We start from the raw sequence: 17863 nt of genomic DNA on the forward strand, positions 1-17863 counted from the left end.
CGTCCGCGAGACCTCCCGACAGGTGCGCCGAACCAGGCGGCCCCGGACGTTCAGGGCGCCCCGGGGCCCGTGGTCGCCGGATGACCGGCCGCCCCGGAGAGCTCCAGCGCCTGACGGCGGGCCCGCGCGTGCGCGTCCTCCAGCGAGGCGAGGTGCTGGGGGAGCAGGTGGCCGAGCGACGGCACCGTGGGCGCGTAGGTGAGTTCGGGCGTGATGGGACGGACGTCGAGTGCCATCAGCCGCGGATCGCCGAGGATGGTCTCCAGCGCCGGCAGCAGGAAGTCCTTGCCGTGCTGGGGCGCGCCTGGACCGTAGCCGCCGCCCCGGGCGGAGACGACGACGGCCGGACGCCCGGCGCTGGGCGCCGGCCCGGGCAGCCCGATCGTCCTGCCGACGATCATGATGTGGTCCAGCCACGCCTTGAAGACGGACGGCATCGCGTAGTTGTAGAGCGGCACGGCGAAGAGGTACGCCCCGGCGCCGAGGAACTCCGCCACCAGTTCGTCCTGGAGCAAGGCGGCGGCCCTCTGCTCGGGGGTGTGCTCGGCGGCGGGGGTCGTACGGGACAGGATTCCGGCCGCGTCCAGGTGGGCGACGGGGTCGAGCGCGAGGTCGCGGCGGACGACGTCTCCGGCCCATGCGTCGGTGAAGGAGTCGGCGACCTGACGGGAGACGGACGCGTCGCCGGAGGCGGAGGCGTCGATGCGCAGCAGGTAGGACATGGTGGTGGCGCTTTCGTTTCGTGCGTGTGCGTGTGCGTATGGGAATGGGGTGCGGCGGGCGGGCCCCGGCGGGGCGGCGCGCTCAGGGCCCGGGCCGCCGGGGGACCGCGCAGCCGTCCGGCCCGCAGGCGTCGGCCGCCCCGGCGAGCGTCGGCAGCGGCCCCGGTTCCGGGTGGGCCGCGTCCCAGGCCCTGGTGATCGCGGCCAGGAGCTCGTCCACGCCGACGGCTCCGTGGACGGCGAAGGCGCCGTCGAGGGTGAGGAACGGGATTCCCCGCGCCCCCAGGCGCTCCGCCTCGCGCTGGTCGGCGGCCACCCGGGCGCGGTAGCGCCCCTCGCGCAACGCCCCGGCGGCCTCCTCGCGGTCGAGGCCGGCCTCGACCGCGAAGTCGAGGACCTGCTCCCCGGTCCACAGCTCGCGTCCCTGCCCGAAGTGGGCACGGAACGCGGCCGTCCACACCTCGCCGCCGCGCCCCAGGTCGTCGGCGAGGGCGAGCAGTTCGTGGACGAGGCCGGTCGGCCCCAGGGTGCGCTCCAGCGCGTGGAAGGGCTCCAGCCCCTCGGCCCGCGCGGCGTGTTCGATCGGCGCGAAGATCTGCTCGCCCCTCGACGCGGTGATCCCGTGCCTCTCCAGGAGCCGGCGCTGCGTGATGCCCTCGCGGGGCAGGTCGGGATGGACCTGGAACGAGCGGTGGACGATCCGCACCTCGTCGGCGTGCCCGAACCGCTCCAGCGCCAGCCGCAGCCGGTTGTCGGTCAACGCGCAGTAGGGGCAGACGATGTCGGACCAGAAGTCGATCTGCATGGTGGACTCCTCCTGAAACTCACTTTCTGTTCGTAGCCACACTCTGCATTAGTGTGAGAAGCGATACAAAAGGCACATTGATGTGCGTGGGTCACGAGAGGGAGGCGGCGGACGTGGGCAGCGGCAGCGACATGCGGAGGGGACGCACCGACGTGAGGGCGAGTGTGCGGCGCGTGCCAGGACCGTGCGCGCACTGGGGCGACGAGGACGCGGACTTCATCCGCGAGATCCTCGACCTGGTCGGCGACAAGTGGAGCGTGCTGATCATCGGCACGCTCTCCGACGGGCCCGTGCGCTACTCGGACCTCGCGCACGCCATCCCCGGCATCTCCCAGCGGATGCTCACCCTCACCCTCAAGCAGCTCCAGCGCAGCGGGCTGGTCGACCGCACCGCCTACCCCGAAGTCCCGCCGCGCGTCGAGTACTCGCTGACCATGCTCGGCGGCTCGCTGCTGTCCACCGTGCTGGGGCTGGCGTCCTGGTCCGCCGAGCGGCACACGGAGATCCGCCGCCACCAGCAGGCCTACGACGCGGGAACCGGCTGAGCCGCCGCACCCCGTCCGGTCGCCGGCGCACACGTCGGTCCGTCCGCGGTGGTCGCACCGTCGCGGACGGACCGAAGCGTTCGGGCGACTACGGCCGCGCGGCAGCCTCCCCCGGCCGGGGGCCGATGTAGCCCTCGTGGACGTCCTGCCCGCGGGCGTACCCGGGCCGGAAGCGCACGCCGGCGTAGTGCGAGGCCCGCTCCGCCTCCTGCGCCCGCCGGCCCAGCTCGGCGGTGTCCCCGAAGCCCAGGACGTCTCGGGCCAGCTGGGTGAGCGGCCCGTCGACCTGGTACTCGGTGCGCTGCACCAGCCCGCGGCGCGCCGGGGCGGATCCTTCATGCCGGCCGCGGACGCCTCCGGTCCCGGGGCCCCTAACCCGCCCGCAGCAGGCGTGATCCGGGGCCCGGCGCGGGAGGCAGGTCCTGTTCGGCCCAGACGATCTTGCCGTCGGCCGCGGAGCGGGAGCCCCAGCGGCGCGAGAGCTGGGTGACCAGGAACAGGCCGCGGCCGTTCTCGTCCGTGGTCGCCGCGCTGCGGATCCGCGGGGCGCAGACCTCGCTGTCGGACACCTCGCAGGTGAGGACCTGGTGCCGCTTCAGGCGCAGACCGATCGGTCCCGACGCGTGGCGGACGGCGTTGGTGACCAGTTCGCTGACGATCAGCTTCGTGGCGTCGGCGAGTTCGTCCAGGCCCCATGCGCTCAGCTGACGGCTCACCAGCTGCCGTGCGCGGCGCGAGGCGCCCTCGCCGCCGGGCAGCGTCCAGGAGGCGGACCGGCTGGTGCCGAGCGAGCGGGTCCTGACCAGGAGCAGGGTGACGTCGTCGCACGAGGCCTGGCCCATGAAGGGTTCCGTGGCGCGGTCGCAGAGTTCCTCCAGCGCCCGGTCCGGGTCGGCGAGCGCGGCACCGAGGCACTTCATCCCGTCCTCGATGTCGTGTTCCCGGGACTCGACCAGGCCGTCGGTGTACAGCGCCACGAGGCTGCCCTCGGGAAGCTCGAACTCCACGGCCTCGAAGGGGTCGCCGAGGCCGACGCCGAGCGGGGCGCCGGTGGGGAGGTCGGGGAAGCTCACCCGGCCCTCGGGGTCGATGACCGCGGGCGGCGGATGCCCGGCCCTGGCCATGGTGCACCGGCGGGTGGCCGGGTCGTAGACGGCGTACAGGCAGGTGGCCACCATCACCGCCGCCGTTCCCATCACGGTGTCGGTGTCCTCCTCGGCCAGCCGCTGCAGCGTGTCGTCGAGGCGGGCCAGCAGTTCGGCGGGCGGCAGTTCCATGTCGGCGAGGGTGCGTACGGCGGCGCGGAGCGTGCCCATCGTCGCCGCGGCGTGCAGCCCGTGGCCGACGACGTCGCCGACGACGAGGGCGACCCGGGCGCCGGACAGCGGGATGACGTCGAACCAGTCGCCGCCGACGCCGTGGTCCATGTCGGCCGGCAGGTAGCGCGAGGCGGCCTCGACCGCGGTGCCGCCCCTCAGCCGGCGCGGCAGCAGGTTGCGCTGCAAGGTGAGGGCCGCGGTCTGTTCGCGGGTGAACCGGCGGGCGTTGTCCAGCGCTTGCGCGGCGCGCGCGACGAGCTCCTCGGCCAGCAGCAGGTCGGCCTCCTGGAAGGGGGTGGGGTCCTGCGTGCGCACGAAGAGCACCAGGCCCAGCAGGGCACGCTGAGCGCGGATCGGGACGACCATCAGCGAGTGCACCCCGTGCGTCCGGATCCGCTCCCCGAGGGTCGGCACCTGGTCGATCCACACCCCAGGCGCGCTGTCCAGGACCGGTTCGAGATGCGACCTGCCCGTCCGCAGGACGGTGGAGAAGGGCGAGGCCGGCGGGACGGTGACCGGATTGCCGCGCACGCACGGCGATTCCGGGGCCTCTTCGTGGATCGAGGCCACCCCGGCACGGCGCAGAGCAAGGCCGCGCTCGCCGACCGGACCGACGTGGACCGGCCAGCCGTCGCCGGAGGGGGAGGGCTGCCCGAGGTCGACCGCGACGAAGTCGGCCAGCAACGGCACGGCGAGGTCGGCCAGTTCCTGACTGGTCTCCATCACGTCCAGGCTTCCGCCCAGACGCGCGCCGGCCTCGCCGACGACGGCGAGGCGCTCGCGCGCCAGCCGGCTCTCGACGACGTCGGCACTGATGACACACACCCCCAGCGACTCGCCGTCCGCGCCCTGCAGGCACTGGAACGACACCGCGAACGGATGCTCGAGGCCCTTGCTCACCGGCAGCCACGTCCGGTACTCGTGCACCTTGGTGGTGCCGCTCCGCAGCACCTGCCGGCTCATGGCCTCGAGGGCTTCGGCCTTGGGGCCGGGGAGCACCTCGGTGAGCCGGCGGCCGAGCCGTTCCACGCAGGGGATGCCGTCGTGCTCCTGCATCGCGTCGTTGACGAAGACGCACCGCAGTTGCGGGTCGCGCACCGTGACGCCGATGGGCTCGCGGGACAGCAGCGGTCCGCGCACCACGCCGCTCATCGTGTCCCCGGACAACGTGCCGGTGTCGGCCAGCGAGAGGAGCCAGCACGCCGCCCCGCCGAGGCCGCGGAGCATCGTGATCCGCAGGCACACGTCGATCACCCGGCCGTCCCGGTGGCGGACCGCCGTGGTGCCCGGCCAGCCGTTGAGGGCCCGGCAGTGCTGGACGAAGGCCGCGGTGGGCAGGCCCTCCTCGAACAGCGGCAGCACCAGAGCGGCCGACCTGCCCACCACGTCCCGGGCCGGGTGGCCGACCAGCCGTTCCGCGGCCTGCGTCCATCCGGCGACGGTTCCCCGCTCGTCGAGCACGGCGATCGCCGTGTCGGGTATGTCGAGCCTGTTCGACTGCTTACCGAGCGTCTTGGTTCCCTTGCTCTTCGTAGTCATCGAACTGTCGCCTTCGCCTGGGGGAGGTGGGTGGTGCGGAGTGGCCGGGACGTGGATCCGCCCCATTCACCCGTGTAGACCGGGCCGGGGTCCGTTCTGTGACAAAACGGGCGCCTTTGTCGTTCGGCGGCCGGTCAGGGGGTGTCGTGGGGCTTCGCCCGCGCCGTGACGCGCCCGGTTCCTCCACCGCGGTGCGCGGTAGGTGCCGCCGTGGCCCGGGTAGGGTGCACCCCCGTGGAGCGGATCTTGGTGGTGGGTGTCACGGGCGCGGGCAAGTCCACGCTCGCACGCGCGTTGAGCGGTCGCCTGGGCCTGCCCTACCACGAGATGGACGCCCTGTACTTCGACGGACCCGGCTGGGCGGTGAACGCCGCGTTCCCCGAGGACGTGGCGCGGCTCGCCGCCGGGCCGCGCTGGGTCGTCGACTCCCTCGGCTATCCGGAGGTCCGCGACCTGCTGTGGGGGAGGGCGGACACGGTGGTGTGGCTGGACTACCCCCGGCGCGTCGTGATGCCCCGCGTCCTGCGGCGGTCCGTGCGGCGGACCGTCATGCGCGAGCCGCTCTTCGGCGGGAACCGGGAGTCCTGGACGGGGTGGCTCAGCCGGGAGCATCCGGCCTGGTGGGCCTGGTCGCAACACGCGGGCCGTCGCCTCGAGATCGAACGGCGCACGGGTGACCCCCGCTTCGCGCCGCTCGACACCCACCGCTTCGGCCGCCCCGGGGAGACCGCTGCCTGGCTGGCCTCCCTCTGACCCCGGCCGTGTTCGCACCCGCCGGACGTCGCCGGACGTTGCCGGGCACCCCGGGCGACCTGCCGACGGGACCCGGGTACCCGCCGCGGCGGGTGGTCTTCGGTCAGACGGCCTCGTCGGGCATGATCTCCCGGACCTCCTGCGCGCAGCGGCACGCGGCGGCGATTCTGGCGGCCCATTCCAACGCGTCCTCGCGTGAGGGCACGTCGATGACCGAGAACCCGCCGAGGACGGCCTTGGTCTCCGGGTACGGGCCGTCCGCGACGGTCCCGTCGCTGGCCACGACGCTCGCCCGCTGGCTCTGCAGCCCACCGCCGAAGACCCACACGCCGGCGTCCTGAGCCGCGCGCACCACCTCATGGGAGGCCTTGGCCACCTCGCGCAGGTCCTCCTCGGGGAAGGTCATCGCGCCGTCATCGACGAGATCAGGTATCGCGTCATCCGTGGCTCCCTCGGCTGGTGGCCTCCATCGGCGCCCCTCACCCTACGGCGGACGGCCCCCTCCCGGCCCTTCCTTTGGGGATCGCGATCGCCGCAGGTCAGGGGAGGGGTCGAAGGTAACGGCGCGATTACTTTATTGAACGATCCACAATCATGCTACGCTTCCCACATGGGACAGAACGGGGAATTCGACGCCGACCGCGCGGTCGGCCGGGCGGCGCACCTGTTCTGTCGCACCCTCGGGCGGTCCTCCGCCCTCCGGGTGGAGGACCTCGTGGAGATCCTCGACCGTGCGACCGAGATCCGGCCCGCGGTGCGGCACGTCCTCGCCGTCGTGGTCGAGGCCGATCGGGCGATCCCCTCACGGGGTTCCCTCGAGCGCGCCGCCGCGGCGTTGTGCCAGGTCGAGTCGTCCCTCGCCCGGGCCCTGCAACGGGCCAAGGCCCGGGGCGAGTTGCCGCCGGGCAAGGACCCGGTCGAGCTCGCCCGCTTCCTGGCCACGTTCGTCCAGGGGCTGCGGGTGGTGGGCAGTGCCCGGCTCGGGCGGTCCTTCGTCGAGGACGCCCTCGCCGTGGCGATGCGCGCCCTGGACCGGCCGTAGGCGGACTTCGGCCCGTACGGTGCGTGCGGGGTCTCCGTCCACCTTAATTCTGTATCAATCAATCCAGTAAGGAACGTCATGGAACTGCACCTCAAGGACAAGGTCGCCGTCGTCACCGGGGCGAGCAAGGGCATCGGCCTCGCGGTCGTCGAGGCGATGGCCCGTGAAGGCGTCCGCGTCGTCGCCGGCAGCCGTACCTCCACGCCCGAACTCGACGCGCTGGCCGGCGCCTACGACGTGACCGTCGTGCCCGTCGACCTCGGGACCCCCGAGGGGGCCGACACACTGGTCCGCCGTGCCGTGGAGCGCCACGGCCGGATCGACATCCTCGTCAACAACGTGGGCGCCGCCGAACCCCGCAGCGGGTTCCTCGACGTCGCCGACGCCGACTGGCAGCGGATCTTCGACCTGACCTTCTTCAGCGCCGTCCGCGCCAGCCGCGCCGCACTCCCGTACCTGGTCGGGGCCGAGGGCGCGGCGATCGTCAACATCGGCTCCGTCAACGCCCGTACGCCCTTCCCCATGGTCGTGGACTACTCGGCGGCCAAGGCCGCGCTGAACAACCTCGGCAAGTCGCTGTCCGAGGAGTTCGGGCCGAAGGGCGTGCGGGTCAACACGATCTCTCCCGGCCCGGTCCGCACCCCGTTCTGGACGGCCCCGGGCGCCTTCGCGGACGCCACCGCGGCCGCCGCCGGCACCACGGCCCAGGAGGCGCTGGACGTCGTGGTGCCCCAGAGCATGGGCATCACCTCGGGCCGCATCACCGAGCCGGAGGAGGTCGCCGGCCTCACCCTCTTCCTGGCCTCCCCGGTGGCGGCAAACATCACCGGCGCCGAGGTGCTCATCGACGGCGGCCAGATCAAGACCCTCTGACCGCGGACACCCGATCGACCCGAGAGACCCCTGCCCAGCGAATGGAGACACGCATGACCGCCGACCAACCGATCACACCGGAGCCCATCCTCCAACTGGGCCTCGGATTCATGGCGTCGAAGACCCTGCTGAGCGCGGTGGAGCTGGAAGTCTTCACCGTCCTGGCGCGGGGCGGCCGGGACCGTGCGTCCCTCGCCGCCGAAGTGGGCCTGCACCCCAGGTCCTCGGAGGACTTCCTCGACGCCCTGGTGTCGCTGGGCCTGCTGGACCGCGACGACGCGGGCGTCTACCGCAACAGCCCCGCCGCCGACGTGTTCCTGGACCGGGCCAAGCCCTCCTACGTCGGCGAGATCCTGGAGATGGCCAACACCCGCCTCTTCGGCTTCTGGGACAACCTCACCGAGGCCCTGCGCAGCGGCATCCAGCAGAACGAAGTCACGCACTCCGGCGCCCCTTCTTCGCCACGCTGAGCCAGGACCCCGTGGCGTGGCGCAACTTCCTGGGCGGCATGAACGGTGTCAGCGCCCCCCTCGCAGGGTCACTGGCCGCCGACTTCGACTGGACCGGCCGCCGGCACGTGACCGACCTCGGCGGCGCGCTGGGGGCCGTGCCGGCCGCGGTGCTCCGCGCCCACCCGGCGATGACCGGCACCGTCTTCGAACTTCCCCCGGTGCGGCCCGTGTTCGAGGAGTTCACCGCCGCGCACGGCCTCTCCGGGCGGCTCTCCTTCCACGGAGGCGACTTCTTCTCCGACCCCCTCCCGCCGTCCGACGTCTACGTCATGGGCCAGATCCTCCACGACTGGAACCTCGAACAGCGCCGGTTCCTGCTCCGCAAGGCCTACGACGCCCTGCCCGAGGGCGGCACCCTGATCGTGTACGACGCGATGATCGACGACGACCGCCGCCACAACACCTACGGTCTGCTGGTCTCGCTGAACATGCTCATCGACACCGAAGGCGGCTCCGAGTACACGGTCGCGGACGCGACCCGGTGGCTGCGGGAGGCCGGCTTCGCCACGACGGAGTCCCGCCCCCTCATCGGCGGTTACACGGCCGTCTACGCCACCAAGTGACCGCCACGCGGGGTTCAGCCCACCGGCGCGTCCCGCCCCTCGGCGGCGACACGCAAGGCCCCCTCGTGCAGGTCGAGTCCACCGGCCCCGCCCGGCGGCCCTGACCGAAGGAGGACGCCGGGGCCCCGGAAAGCGGCGGTGCGCAGCCGGAACGCCTCCGGTCCGGGGCAGACGACGGTCCGCAGCCGCCACACCGCCGGCCGGGCCGTGTCGGGGCGGGGCGGCAGGGCGAGTTGGAGCAGCGCCTCGGCCTGGCGCTCCGCGCCGTACCTGGTGTGGGCAGCGGTCCAGGAAGCCATGACGAGGACGGCTTCCGAGGGCGCCCCTGGCACGAGCGTGCTGTCGTCCGGTGGACGGGGGGCGCCGACGAGACCCGGTCCGCCCCGGTCGGTCCAGGTCCGGATCAGGTCGCGGAAGGCCGCCTCACGGCGGCGGCTGCCGTGCCTGGACCCCGCGGCCAGGACCGCCCGGCCCGCACCGGAGTAGGCCCGGCACAATTCGAGCACGGGGACGTGGTCGGCGCGGGTGGCGTAGCGCACCGAACGGATCTCCAGCATGGCACGGTGCAGCATGGCGGCCGCAGCGTCGGCGTCGGTGCCAAGCCGGCCCCGGACCGGCGGTGCGGGCCGCCGGCCCGATCGCTCGGTGCGGGGCGGGACGACCGCGTCGGCGCGCCGGCCGGCGGTGGACAGGTGCCACGATCGGTCGTCGAGACGGAACTCGCCCGATGCGGCGCGGAGATGGCCGTCCGTGCCGAGGGCCAGTTCCGTCCCGTCCGGGCCGGGGGAGAACGTCGCTCCTCGCGTGTCGGAGGGTTCGAACGCTCCGGCGGCGACGTCGTCCAGCCATACGTGGAGCAGGGCAGGCTCCGGTGGCGGGTCCTGCCCGACGGCGTACGCACGGGGAACGACCAGCGTGAGGTGGGCACTCAGGCCGGCGCCTGCGCGTTCCACCCTGAGGCCGCGCACGGTGGCACCCGGCAGGTCGTAGTCCGGCAGCACCTCGTCGAGGTCCTGCCGGGTGATGCGGCCCATCGGGGCCATGACGTGCCCGCGGGAGTCACGGCCCGGGACGTACGGCTCCGTCGGCGGCAGGACCGCGTCGAGTTCGTGTCCGGCCAGGGCCGCCTGCTCGGTCATCCAGGTGCGCCTGTTCATGCCGAGCACGGCCATCCACCGCAGGGCGGCCAGCGCGCGGCGTTCGCGTTCCCGGGCCCGGCACGTGCTCACGGCGAGGAAGAGGGGACGAAGGTTGTTGTCCCACACGTCCGCCGCCGTGATGACCGTCTCCCGGTCGAACCGGCGGGCGTCCGCCGCCGCCTCCGCGATCTGCTCGAGCGAGCGGTCCAACAGCGCCGAGAGCACCAGCGCGGCCGATGCGTGGCGTGAGGTCATGGGGTGATCGTCGCACATGGTCGAACGGGCTCCGGCCGCACGATCGGCGGCGGCACGCCCATGTCGGCGACCGCGGAGGGGCTGTGACGAACACACACACCGCGTCATCCCTCGGGAGGTCCGGACTGCGCCGCCAGGGCGATCCGGCGGGCGCGCACGTGGTCGCGGACGGTGGAGTACGAGGCGCCGGTGAAGTCCTCCTCCGTGCGCAGGCGTTCGATGATGCGGCTGATGGTGTGGCGGGCGCCGGGCGGGGCGTCGAGGTCCTGCCGCAGCATGCGGTCGATGGCGACCTTGACGGGTTCCAGCGGCAGGGTCCGCGGGGGGTGCCGGCGTACGGGGGAGGGCAGCGACAGAGCGCACCCTGCGACGGTCGCGTCGAGCAGCACCATGGCGACGCCCGCCGGCTCGGCACCTCGCAGCCCTGGCGGGAAGGGGGCACGCCGATGTTCCTGCCACAGCCGGTTCACCGTGCGCCGGTGCTCGCGCGTTCCGTTCACCTGGCCCGTGCTCCCGGGGTGGGCGCCCGCGTGCCGGTGAATTCCACGGCGAGCGGAGGCGGAAAACAGAAAGGGCAAGGAGACCTCTCCTTGCCACTCTCAACTTATAGCGCACTGGGGGGCTTGCCGCAAGGCCCCGGTCACGGCGCAGAATCGTCGTCCGACCGGGCCGCCCGACCCGTCAGAGGGACGGCCACCCGGGACGGGGACGGGCTCGGCAAGAGGCAGACAGAGTGGGAGGCGCCGGTGCTTCGATCGCCCAGCGCGGTGCGACGGAGCGCGGCCGCCTCGGAGGTAACGCGAATGACTGAGCAGTACGTGCTGGATCTCCGGGACGTCGACCGGACGCAGGTCGCGCTCGTCGGGGGCAAGGGGGCGCACCTGGGCAGGCTGTCGCGGATCGAGGGCGTCCGCGTGCCGGGCGGGTTCTGCGTGACGACGGACGCCTTCCGCCGGATCATGGCGCAGGCGCCGTCGATCGACGACCGCCTCGATCAACTGGCGCGCGTGGACCCCGACGACCGGGAGGCGATCGCCACCCTCAGCGCGCGGATCCGCCGGGTCATCGAGGGCGTCGCCGTCCCGGACGACGTCGCGGCGCAGGTCGTCGGCGCGTTCGCGGAGCTGGGGGAGGGCGCCGCCTGCGCCGTCCGGTCCAGCGCGACGGCGGAGGACCTGCCGACCGCCTCGTTCGCGGGCCAGCAGGACACGTACCTGAACGTCATGGGGCCGACGGCGGTCCTCCGGCACATCAGCCGGTGCTGGGCCTCGCTGTTCACCGAGCGGGCCGTCACCTACCGCCGGCGCAACGGCATCGACGACCGCACGGTCCACATGGCCGTGGTCGTGCAGCGCATGGTCCTCCCGCACGCGTCCGGGATCCTGTTCACGGCCGACCCGGTCACCGGCAACCGGAAGGTCGCCACCGTGGACGCCGGCTTCGGCCTCGGCGAGGCCCTGGTCTCCGGATTGGTGAACCCCGACGTGTTCACGGTGCGCGACGGCGAGGTCGTCACCAGGACGATCGCCGCCAAGGAGCGTGCGGTGCACGCCCTGCCGGCCGGCGGCACGCGGGAAGTGGAGGTCGACGCGCGGCGCCAGGAGCAGCCGGCGCTGACGGACGCGCAGGCCGTTCGACTCGTCGCGCTGGGGCGGCGGATCGAGGCGCACTTCGGCCGCCCGCAGGACATCGAATGGTGCCTGGACGACGACGGCTTCGCGATCGTGCAGAGCCGGCCGATCACGACGCTCTTCCCCGTCCCCGAGAGCGACGACCAGGAGAACCACGTCTACGTCTCCGTCGGCCACCAGCAGATGATGACCGACCCCATGAAGCCGCTGGGCTACTCCATGTGGCAGCTGACGGCCATGGTGCCGATGCACGAGGCCGGCGGGAGGCTGTTCGTCGACGTCACCCGGCGCCTGGCCTCCCCCGCGAGCCGCGCCGCCCTCCTGGACGTCATGGGGAAGGGCGACCCGCTGGTCAGGGACGCGTTGGAGACCGTCCTCGACCGCGACGACTTCGTCCCCCTGCTCCCCGACCCCGAGCCGGCCCCGGCCCCCGGCGGTCCGCCCGGCGGCGGCCGGCCCGACCCGATCGCGAACGACCCGGCCGTCGTCACGGGGCTGATCGAGCGCAGCCGGGCGTCCGTCGCCGCCCTGGAGCGCGACATCCGGGCGAAGACCGGGCCGGCGCTGTTCGACTTCCTGCTGGAGGCCTTCGCGGAGCACAAGCGCGCCCTCGGTGAACCGCTGAGCATGCAGGCGATCATGGCGGGGATGGAGGCCACCTGGTGGCTCAACGACACGCTGGGTGAGTGGCTGGGCGAGAAGAACGCGGCCGACACGCTCACCTTGTCCGCCCCCGACAACATCACGTCGGAGATGGGACTGGCGCTGCTCGACGTCGCCGACGTGATCCGCCCGCACACGGAGGTGGTGGCGTTCCTCCAGGGCGCCCTGGACGAGGGTTTCCTCGACGAACTGCCCAAGTTCCCCGGCGGGGCCGAGGCGCGCGACGCCATCGGGGACTACCTCGACCGGTACGGCATGCGCTGCGTCGGCGAGATCGACATCACGCGGCCGCGCTGGCGTGAACGCCCCACCGCGCTTGTGCCCGCGATCCTCGACAACGTCCGGAACTTCGCGCCGGGCGCGGCCGGGCGGCGCTTCGAGGAGGGGCGTCGGAAGGCGGAGGAGAAGGAACGGGACGTGCTGTCGCGCCTGCGGGCCCTGCCGGACGGGGAGCGGAAGGCCGACGAGGCGGCATGGATGATCGACCGGGTCCGCACCTTCATCGGGTACCGGGAGTACCCGAAGTACGGCATCGTCAGCCGCTACTTCGTCTACAAGCAGGCCCTGATGGGTGAGGCCGGGCGCCTCGTGCGGGAGGGTGTGCTGGCCGACGCGGAGGACGTCTTCCACCTCACGTTCCAGGAGTTCCACGAGGTCGTGCGCTCCCGCAAGGTGGACGGCGGGCTCATCCGGCAGCGGAAGGAAGAGTTCCGCTCGTACCACGCGCTCACACCGCCCCGGGTGCTCACCTCGGACGGCGAGGCCCTCACCGGGGCGTACCGGCGCGACGACGTGCCGGCCGGCGCCCTGACCGGTCTGCCGGTGTCCGCCGGGACGGTCGAGGGGCGGGCCCGCGTCGTCCTCGACATCGGGGAGGCGGATCTCGAGGCCGGCGACATCCTGGTCACCACCTTCACGGACCCGAGTTGGTCGCCGCTGTTCGTCGGCATCGCGGGCCTGGTGACGGAGGTGGGCGGCCTGATGACCCATGGCGCGGTGATCGCCCGGGAGTACGGCCTGCCGGCCGTCGTGGGCGTGGAACGGGCCACCCGGCTGATCCGCGACGGGCAGCGGATCCGTGTGCACGGCACCGACGGGTACGTCGAGATCCTGTCCTGACCGGCGGCAGCCGCTGCCGCGGCGGGCCCGGCGATGGTCAGCGGTCCAGGTAGCGCCGCAGCAGCCGCCAGGCCACCGCACTCGTGCGGGGCCGGGCGGGGATGCCCAGGGCGGGGGCGGCCGTGCCCATCAGCGCCTCGGCGAGCAGCGGTCCGATCGCGGAGAACGGTCCCGGCAGCCGTTCCCTGAAGACCCGGCGGGAGGCCGCCCACAGGGCCAGGCCCTCAGGTGACCGGCCGAAGTGGCGTTCCTCGTAGGCGTCTTGGGCGGCGGCGAACTCGCCGTACGTGGCGGGGAGGGGTCCGATGCCCATCCGCCGGCCGAGCAGCGTGCAGAAGGCGTGCGCGGACTCCTCCTCGGCCGCCGTGGGGCGGCGCGGCCCGTGGGCGGCCATGAACCGCAGGGGGTGGACGCAGAACAGCCCGAGCACGTAGACGAAGGCGTCGTCGCCGACGGGCAGTCCCGCGTGGACGCGGCGCAGGTGCTCCAGGACACGGAGCGAGGCCGGGCTGTCGGGGCCCTCGTCGAGCACCTGGAAGAGCGCGGCCCCGGTGGCCTTCGCGCGCAGCAGTGGATCGCCGGTGATCCGGCCGGTGGACATCAGCACGCGCGCGACGGACGGCACGGCGAAGCAGCGGCAGAAGGCCAGGTTGAGGCCGAGCTTCCAGGCCCGCGGGTACGCACGGGTCAGGGCCCGGTACGCGCTCCAGGGCGTACTGGCGGACCCGGGGGTACCGGGGAGCGCCCGGGTGCCGTGCGGGCCGGGATCCGTCATCTCCTCGGGTACGCCCTCCGTGGCGGTGACGACGTCCACGGAGGACGCCGAGCGGTGGTACGGCGCAGACCCTACTCCGCCCCGGCCGCCCCGCCCCACGGTGCGGTGCCGTGCGAACGGGTCCCCGCCGCCGTGGAGGGGCGGTGGGGACCCGCGGTGGGCGACGGGACCTCGAAGGTCAGCGGGTGGGTCCGCCGACCGGGAGAGGACCCGTTGCGTGTGCGGTGCCCCCCGAGCCGTCGGCTGCGGGAGTCACCGTCACCGTCGCCGGCTCAGTAGCCGCCGCCGCCACCGCCGTCGTCGCCTCCGTCGTCTCCGCCGTCATCCCCACCGTCGTCCCCGCCGTCGTCTCCGTCGTCGGCGACCACGGAGACCGTGCTCTGCGGGTGGTCGGCGGCGGCGACGGCGCTCGTCGCCGTGCCTGCTGTTCCGGCCAGAGCGGCGGCAGCGGCCACGGCCGCGATCAGTGTCCTGCGACTCATGATGCATGTCCTTCCGTGCATGATCGGTACCTGTCACGGGGCCGGTGCCGGACCGGCGCCTGGGTACTGGAGAGACCTTCGACGGCGACCGGAACGAGACGGCACAGCGGCCCTCGGTCTGCCGGGGCCTGCGAGCTCCCGTGGGCGGCCCCGGCCGAGACCCGATTGCGCGGCAGCGGCCGGCGACCACATCCCCGTCCCGGGGCCGTTCTGCACCTGCGAAACGAGGCCTGTCTCCAGAGTGCGCCCATGTCGGCCGACTTTCATCCCGACCACGCGCCGGCGGCCCGGCCGGCGGGCGCGGGGGCCAACGGCGGCCGCGGTACGGGCGCGCACCCGGCCGCCGGCGTCAAGTCGCCCGCGTACGGGGGAGATGGTTGCCTCCGGCGCCCGACTCGGCGCGCGGCGGCGCTCCCCGCGGTGACCGGGCGGCCGCACCCGTCAACGGCCGCGCAGGGAGTTGAGCCGCGCGGCCTGGCGGGTCAGGTGGTCGCGCTCAGCGAGGTTGGGCGCCTTCCGTGCCGCCTCGGCGTACAGCCGCGCCGCCGTCGTCAGGTCCCCGTCACGCTCGTGCAGGTACGCCGCCACCGCGGTGTACCGGGGCAGCGAGTCGTCCAGGGCCGCCAGCGCCGCCAGGCCCGCGCGCGGCCCGTCGGCCTCGCCGACAGCGACCGCGCGGTTGAGGCGGACCACCGGGCTGTCGGTCAGGCCCGCCAGTTCGTCGTACCACTCGACGATCTGCACCCAGTCGGTCTCCTCGGCGGTGGGCGCGTCGGCGTGCAGCGCCGCGACGGCGGCCTGGGCCTGGAACTCGCCCAGTCGGTCGCGAGCGAGCGCGGCCTGCAGGATCTCGACGCCCTCGGCGATCGCCGTGGTGTCCCACCGGCCGCGGTCCTGTTCGGCGAGCGGCACCAGGCTCCCGTCGGCCGCCGTCCGGGCGGCGCGCCGGGCGTGGTGCAGCAGCATGAGCGCGAGCAGCCCCGCCACCTCGGGGTGGTCGATCGCGGCGGCGAGTTGACGGGTGAGGCGGATGGCCTCGGAGGCGAGGTCGACGTCGCCGGAGTAGCCCTCGTTGAAGACCAGGTAGAGGACGCGCAGCACGGTCGCCACGTCGCCCGGCTGGTCGAACCGTACGCCGGAGACGGTGCGTTTGGCCCGGCTGATGCGCTGCGCCATGGTCGCTTCGGGAACCAGGTAGGCCCGGGCGATCTGCCGGGTCGTCAGCCCGCCCACGGCGCGCAGCGTGAGCGCGACCGCGGACGAGGGCGTCAGCGACGGGTGAGCGCACAGGAAGTACAACTGGAGTGTGTCGTCCGCCGAGGGCGTGGGCCCGGCGGCCGGTTCCCGGTCGAGGACGTCCTCACGCCGACGGCGTGCGGTGTCGGAGCGCGTCGCGTCCAGGAACCGCCGCCAGGCCACGGTGACCAGCCAGCCCTTCGGGTCCCGCGGGAAGTCCTGCGGCCAGACCCGGACCGCCTCGACCAGCGCGTCCTGCACGGCGTCCTCGGCCGCCGCGAAGTCGGCACCGCGGCGGACGAGGACGGCGAGGACACCGGGCGTGAGGCCGCGGAGCCGGGCCTCGTCGATGGGCGCGCTCATCCGGCGGCGGTGGGCGGGGTGGTGAGGAGCGGGCGGACCTCGAGCCACTCGTGGATGGGGCGGCCGCCGGCGCCGGGGGCGGCGGAGAGTTCCCCGGCGAGTTCGACGGCGCGTTCGTAGCTGTCGACGTCGATGATCATCCAGCCGGCGACGAGGTCCTTGGTCTCGGCGAAGGGGCCGTCGGTGACGGGCGGGCGGCCCTCGCCGTCGTAGCGGACCCAGGCGCCCTCGGGCGCGAGCGCCCGTTCGCCGACGAACTCGCCGGTCTTCTCCAGGCGTGCGGCGAAGTCCCGCATGTACTGGATGTGATCGGAGACCTCCTGGGGCGTCCACCGGTCCATGGGCACGTCGTTCACCGCGGCCGGTGCGCCGCGGTAGTGCTTGAGCAGGAGGTACTTGGCCATCGTGGGGCTCCTCGGTGCCGGTGCGACCCATTGTGGCCGCCCTCGCCCCGGGGACGGAGCCGGCCGCGGGTTCTCGACGTCCCCGCCCGGGATTCCTCCCCGCCCGGGATTCCTCCGCGGCCGGGCCGACGGGGCGAGCCGCGAGGGTGCCGGCCTCAGATGAGTTCGAGGCCGCCGTCGACGGTGATCACCTGGCCGGTGGCCTGGCGCCCGGCGGGCTCGGCCATGCGCAGGATCCAGTGGGCGATGTCGGCGACGTCCGCGATGCGGTGGGTCGGGATGCGGTCCCGCTCGTAGGCGTACATGTCGTTGACCGCCTCGGGGGTGAGGCCGGCGGCGAGCATGACGTCGGTCTTGGTGGGGCCGGGGGCGACGGCGTTGACGCGGATGCCTTCCGCGGCGAGCTCGAGGGCCCAGCTGCGGGTCATCTGCTCGATCGCGGCCTTGGTGGCCGAGTAGTGGGATCCGCCGGCCATGGGACGGTGTCCATACGTACTGGACACGTTGACGATGCTGCCGGAGGACGTGCGCAGGTGCGGCAGGGCCTCGTGGGCGAGCATGCTCGGGACCACCACGTTGAGGTCGAAGAGGTCGGCGATCACCTTCCTGTCCGCCTCGGCCAGAGGCATGACGGCCGTGCCGCCGGCGTTGTTCACCAGCAGGTCGAGCCGTCCCCAGCGCTCGACGGCGGTGCCGACGACCTGGGCGGGGGCGCCGTCGTCGACCAGGTTCACGGACAGGACCTCGATGTCCGGGTGCGCCCGGGCCGTCTCGTCGAGGGCGTCCTGCCGGCGGCCGACGCCGAGTACGTGCGCCCCGGCCTTCGCCAGGGCGAGCGCGGTCGCGCGGCCGATGCCGGACCCCGCTCCCGTGACGATCGCGACGCGGCCGGAGAAGGGCTGGTCCGAAGGGCTGGTCATCGTTGTTCTCCATATCGATCGATGTTCGACGAACTACGAACATAACATGTGTGGACGCTGTGACCCGGGTGGTGAGACATGGCACACCTCCCGGCGCGGCGGGGGTGAGGGACGGGGATCGCGGGCGGCGCGGCGGGTGCGGTCCCGCAGGGCGGGACTCACACCGGCCACCGCCGTCGTCCGCGCCGGGCCGTCCCCGGAGG

At 73.5% G+C, this 17863-nt stretch carries 19 protein-coding genes; 7 read left to right on the forward strand and 12 right to left on the reverse strand.

Features of this window, described 5'->3' with window-relative positions; genetic code table 11:
• Nucleotides 1–50 precede the first annotated feature (50 nt).
• Nucleotides 51–722, reverse strand: coding sequence for an FMN-dependent NADH-azoreductase (locus ACFZAU_RS20235; protein ID WP_500553295.1), 672 nt, complete (start codon nt 720–722; stop codon nt 51–53).
• A gap of 82 nt (nt 723–804) precedes the next feature.
• The gene (locus tag ACFZAU_RS20240; protein ID WP_500553296.1) at nt 805–1527 is read right to left on the reverse strand and encodes a DsbA family oxidoreductase; all 723 of its coding nucleotides are present in this window, start codon (nt 1525–1527) and stop codon (nt 805–807) included.
• A gap of 173 nt (nt 1528–1700) precedes the next feature.
• Between ACFZAU_RS20240 and ACFZAU_RS20245 the strand changes: the two genes are divergently transcribed.
• Nucleotides 1701–2072, forward strand: a complete 372-nt coding sequence (locus ACFZAU_RS20245; RefSeq protein WP_500553297.1) for a winged helix-turn-helix transcriptional regulator — start codon at nt 1701–1703, stop codon at nt 2070–2072.
• Nucleotides 2073–2160: 88 nt separating this feature from the next.
• Here ACFZAU_RS20245 and ACFZAU_RS20250 read toward each other — a convergent pair whose 3' ends face one another.
• Nucleotides 2161–2379 carry a hypothetical protein gene (locus ACFZAU_RS20250; RefSeq protein ID WP_500553298.1) on the reverse strand — a complete coding sequence of 73 codons (219 nt, stop codon included), beginning with the start codon at nt 2377–2379 and terminating at the stop codon, nt 2161–2163.
• Between the two features lie 64 nt (nt 2380–2443).
• On the reverse strand, nt 2444–4930 hold the full coding sequence (locus ACFZAU_RS20255; RefSeq protein WP_500553300.1) for a SpoIIE family protein phosphatase: 2487 nt from the start codon (nt 4928–4930) through the stop codon (nt 2444–2446).
• 234 nt (nt 4931–5164) lie between these two features.
• On the opposite strand from ACFZAU_RS20255, the gene ACFZAU_RS20260 reads away from it, so the two are divergent.
• Nucleotides 5165–5683, forward strand: coding sequence for a P-loop NTPase family protein (locus ACFZAU_RS20260; protein ID WP_500553301.1), 519 nt, complete (start codon nt 5165–5167; stop codon nt 5681–5683).
• A gap of 103 nt (nt 5684–5786) precedes the next feature.
• Here the strand turns inward: ACFZAU_RS20260 and ACFZAU_RS20265 are convergent, their stop codons facing one another.
• Nucleotides 5787–6089: a YciI family protein gene (locus ACFZAU_RS20265; RefSeq protein ID WP_500553302.1), complete on the reverse strand. Its 303-nt coding sequence runs from the start codon at nt 6087–6089 to the stop codon at nt 5787–5789.
• Between the two features lie 204 nt (nt 6090–6293).
• Between ACFZAU_RS20265 and ACFZAU_RS20270 the strand changes: the two genes are divergently transcribed.
• From ACFZAU_RS20270 to ACFZAU_RS20285, 4 genes are all read left to right on the forward strand, one after another.
• On the forward strand, nt 6294–6725 hold the full coding sequence (locus ACFZAU_RS20270) for a TetR/AcrR family transcriptional regulator (protein WP_500553303.1): 432 nt from the start codon (nt 6294–6296) through the stop codon (nt 6723–6725).
• A 78-nt stretch (nt 6726–6803) separates the two neighbouring features.
• Nucleotides 6804–7598, forward strand: a complete 795-nt coding sequence (locus tag ACFZAU_RS20275) for an SDR family NAD(P)-dependent oxidoreductase (protein ID WP_499600459.1) — start codon at nt 6804–6806, stop codon at nt 7596–7598.
• A gap of 53 nt (nt 7599–7651) precedes the next feature.
• Nucleotides 7652–8068, forward strand: a complete 417-nt coding sequence (locus ACFZAU_RS20280) for a methyltransferase family protein (protein WP_500553304.1) — start codon at nt 7652–7654, stop codon at nt 8066–8068.
• A gap of 11 nt (nt 8069–8079) precedes the next feature.
• Nucleotides 8080–8673, forward strand: a complete 594-nt coding sequence (locus tag ACFZAU_RS20285) for a methyltransferase (protein WP_500553305.1) — start codon at nt 8080–8082, stop codon at nt 8671–8673.
• 14 nt (nt 8674–8687) lie between these two features.
• Here ACFZAU_RS20285 and ACFZAU_RS20290 read toward each other — a convergent pair whose 3' ends face one another.
• On the reverse strand, nt 8688–10067 hold the full coding sequence (locus tag ACFZAU_RS20290) for a hypothetical protein (RefSeq protein WP_500553306.1): 1380 nt from the start codon (nt 10065–10067) through the stop codon (nt 8688–8690).
• A 104-nt stretch (nt 10068–10171) separates the two neighbouring features.
• On the reverse strand, nt 10172–10567 hold the full coding sequence (locus ACFZAU_RS20295) for a hypothetical protein (RefSeq protein ID WP_500553307.1): 396 nt from the start codon (nt 10565–10567) through the stop codon (nt 10172–10174).
• A 303-nt stretch (nt 10568–10870) separates the two neighbouring features.
• On the opposite strand from ACFZAU_RS20295, the gene rph reads away from it, so the two are divergent.
• On the forward strand, nt 10871–13480 hold the full coding sequence (gene rph / locus ACFZAU_RS20300; protein WP_500553308.1) for a rifamycin-inactivating phosphotransferase: 2610 nt from the start codon (nt 10871–10873) through the stop codon (nt 13478–13480).
• 37 nt (nt 13481–13517) lie between these two features.
• On the opposite strand, the gene ACFZAU_RS20305 is transcribed toward rph, so the two are convergent.
• From ACFZAU_RS20305 to ACFZAU_RS20325, 5 genes are all read right to left on the reverse strand, one after another.
• The gene (locus tag ACFZAU_RS20305; RefSeq protein WP_500553309.1) at nt 13518–14294 is read right to left on the reverse strand and encodes an oxygenase MpaB family protein; all 777 of its coding nucleotides are present in this window, start codon (nt 14292–14294) and stop codon (nt 13518–13520) included.
• Between the two features lie 233 nt (nt 14295–14527).
• Nucleotides 14528–14737, reverse strand: a complete 210-nt coding sequence (locus ACFZAU_RS20310; RefSeq protein WP_500553310.1) for a hypothetical protein — start codon at nt 14735–14737, stop codon at nt 14528–14530.
• Nucleotides 14738–15178: 441 nt separating this feature from the next.
• A complete protein-coding gene (locus ACFZAU_RS20315; RefSeq protein ID WP_500553311.1) occupies nt 15179–16336 on the reverse strand; it encodes an RNA polymerase sigma factor in 1158 nt (385 codons plus the stop codon).
• Nucleotides 16333–16740: a YciI family protein gene (locus ACFZAU_RS20320; RefSeq protein ID WP_500553312.1), complete on the reverse strand. Its 408-nt coding sequence runs from the start codon at nt 16738–16740 to the stop codon at nt 16333–16335. The genes ACFZAU_RS20315 and ACFZAU_RS20320 overlap by 4 nt, the downstream gene beginning before the upstream one ends.
• Before the next feature lie 155 nt (nt 16741–16895).
• Nucleotides 16896–17660 (reverse strand): SDR family NAD(P)-dependent oxidoreductase, encoded by a 765-nt coding sequence (locus ACFZAU_RS20325; protein WP_500553313.1) that lies wholly within the window; start codon nt 17658–17660, stop codon nt 16896–16898.
• Nucleotides 17661–17863: the final 203 nt, after the last annotated feature.

Origin of the sequence: Streptomyces sp. NPDC008238, from assembly GCF_042956445.1 — a bacterium.
Classification (GTDB): Bacteria; Actinomycetota; Actinomycetes; order Streptomycetales; family Streptomycetaceae; genus Actinacidiphila.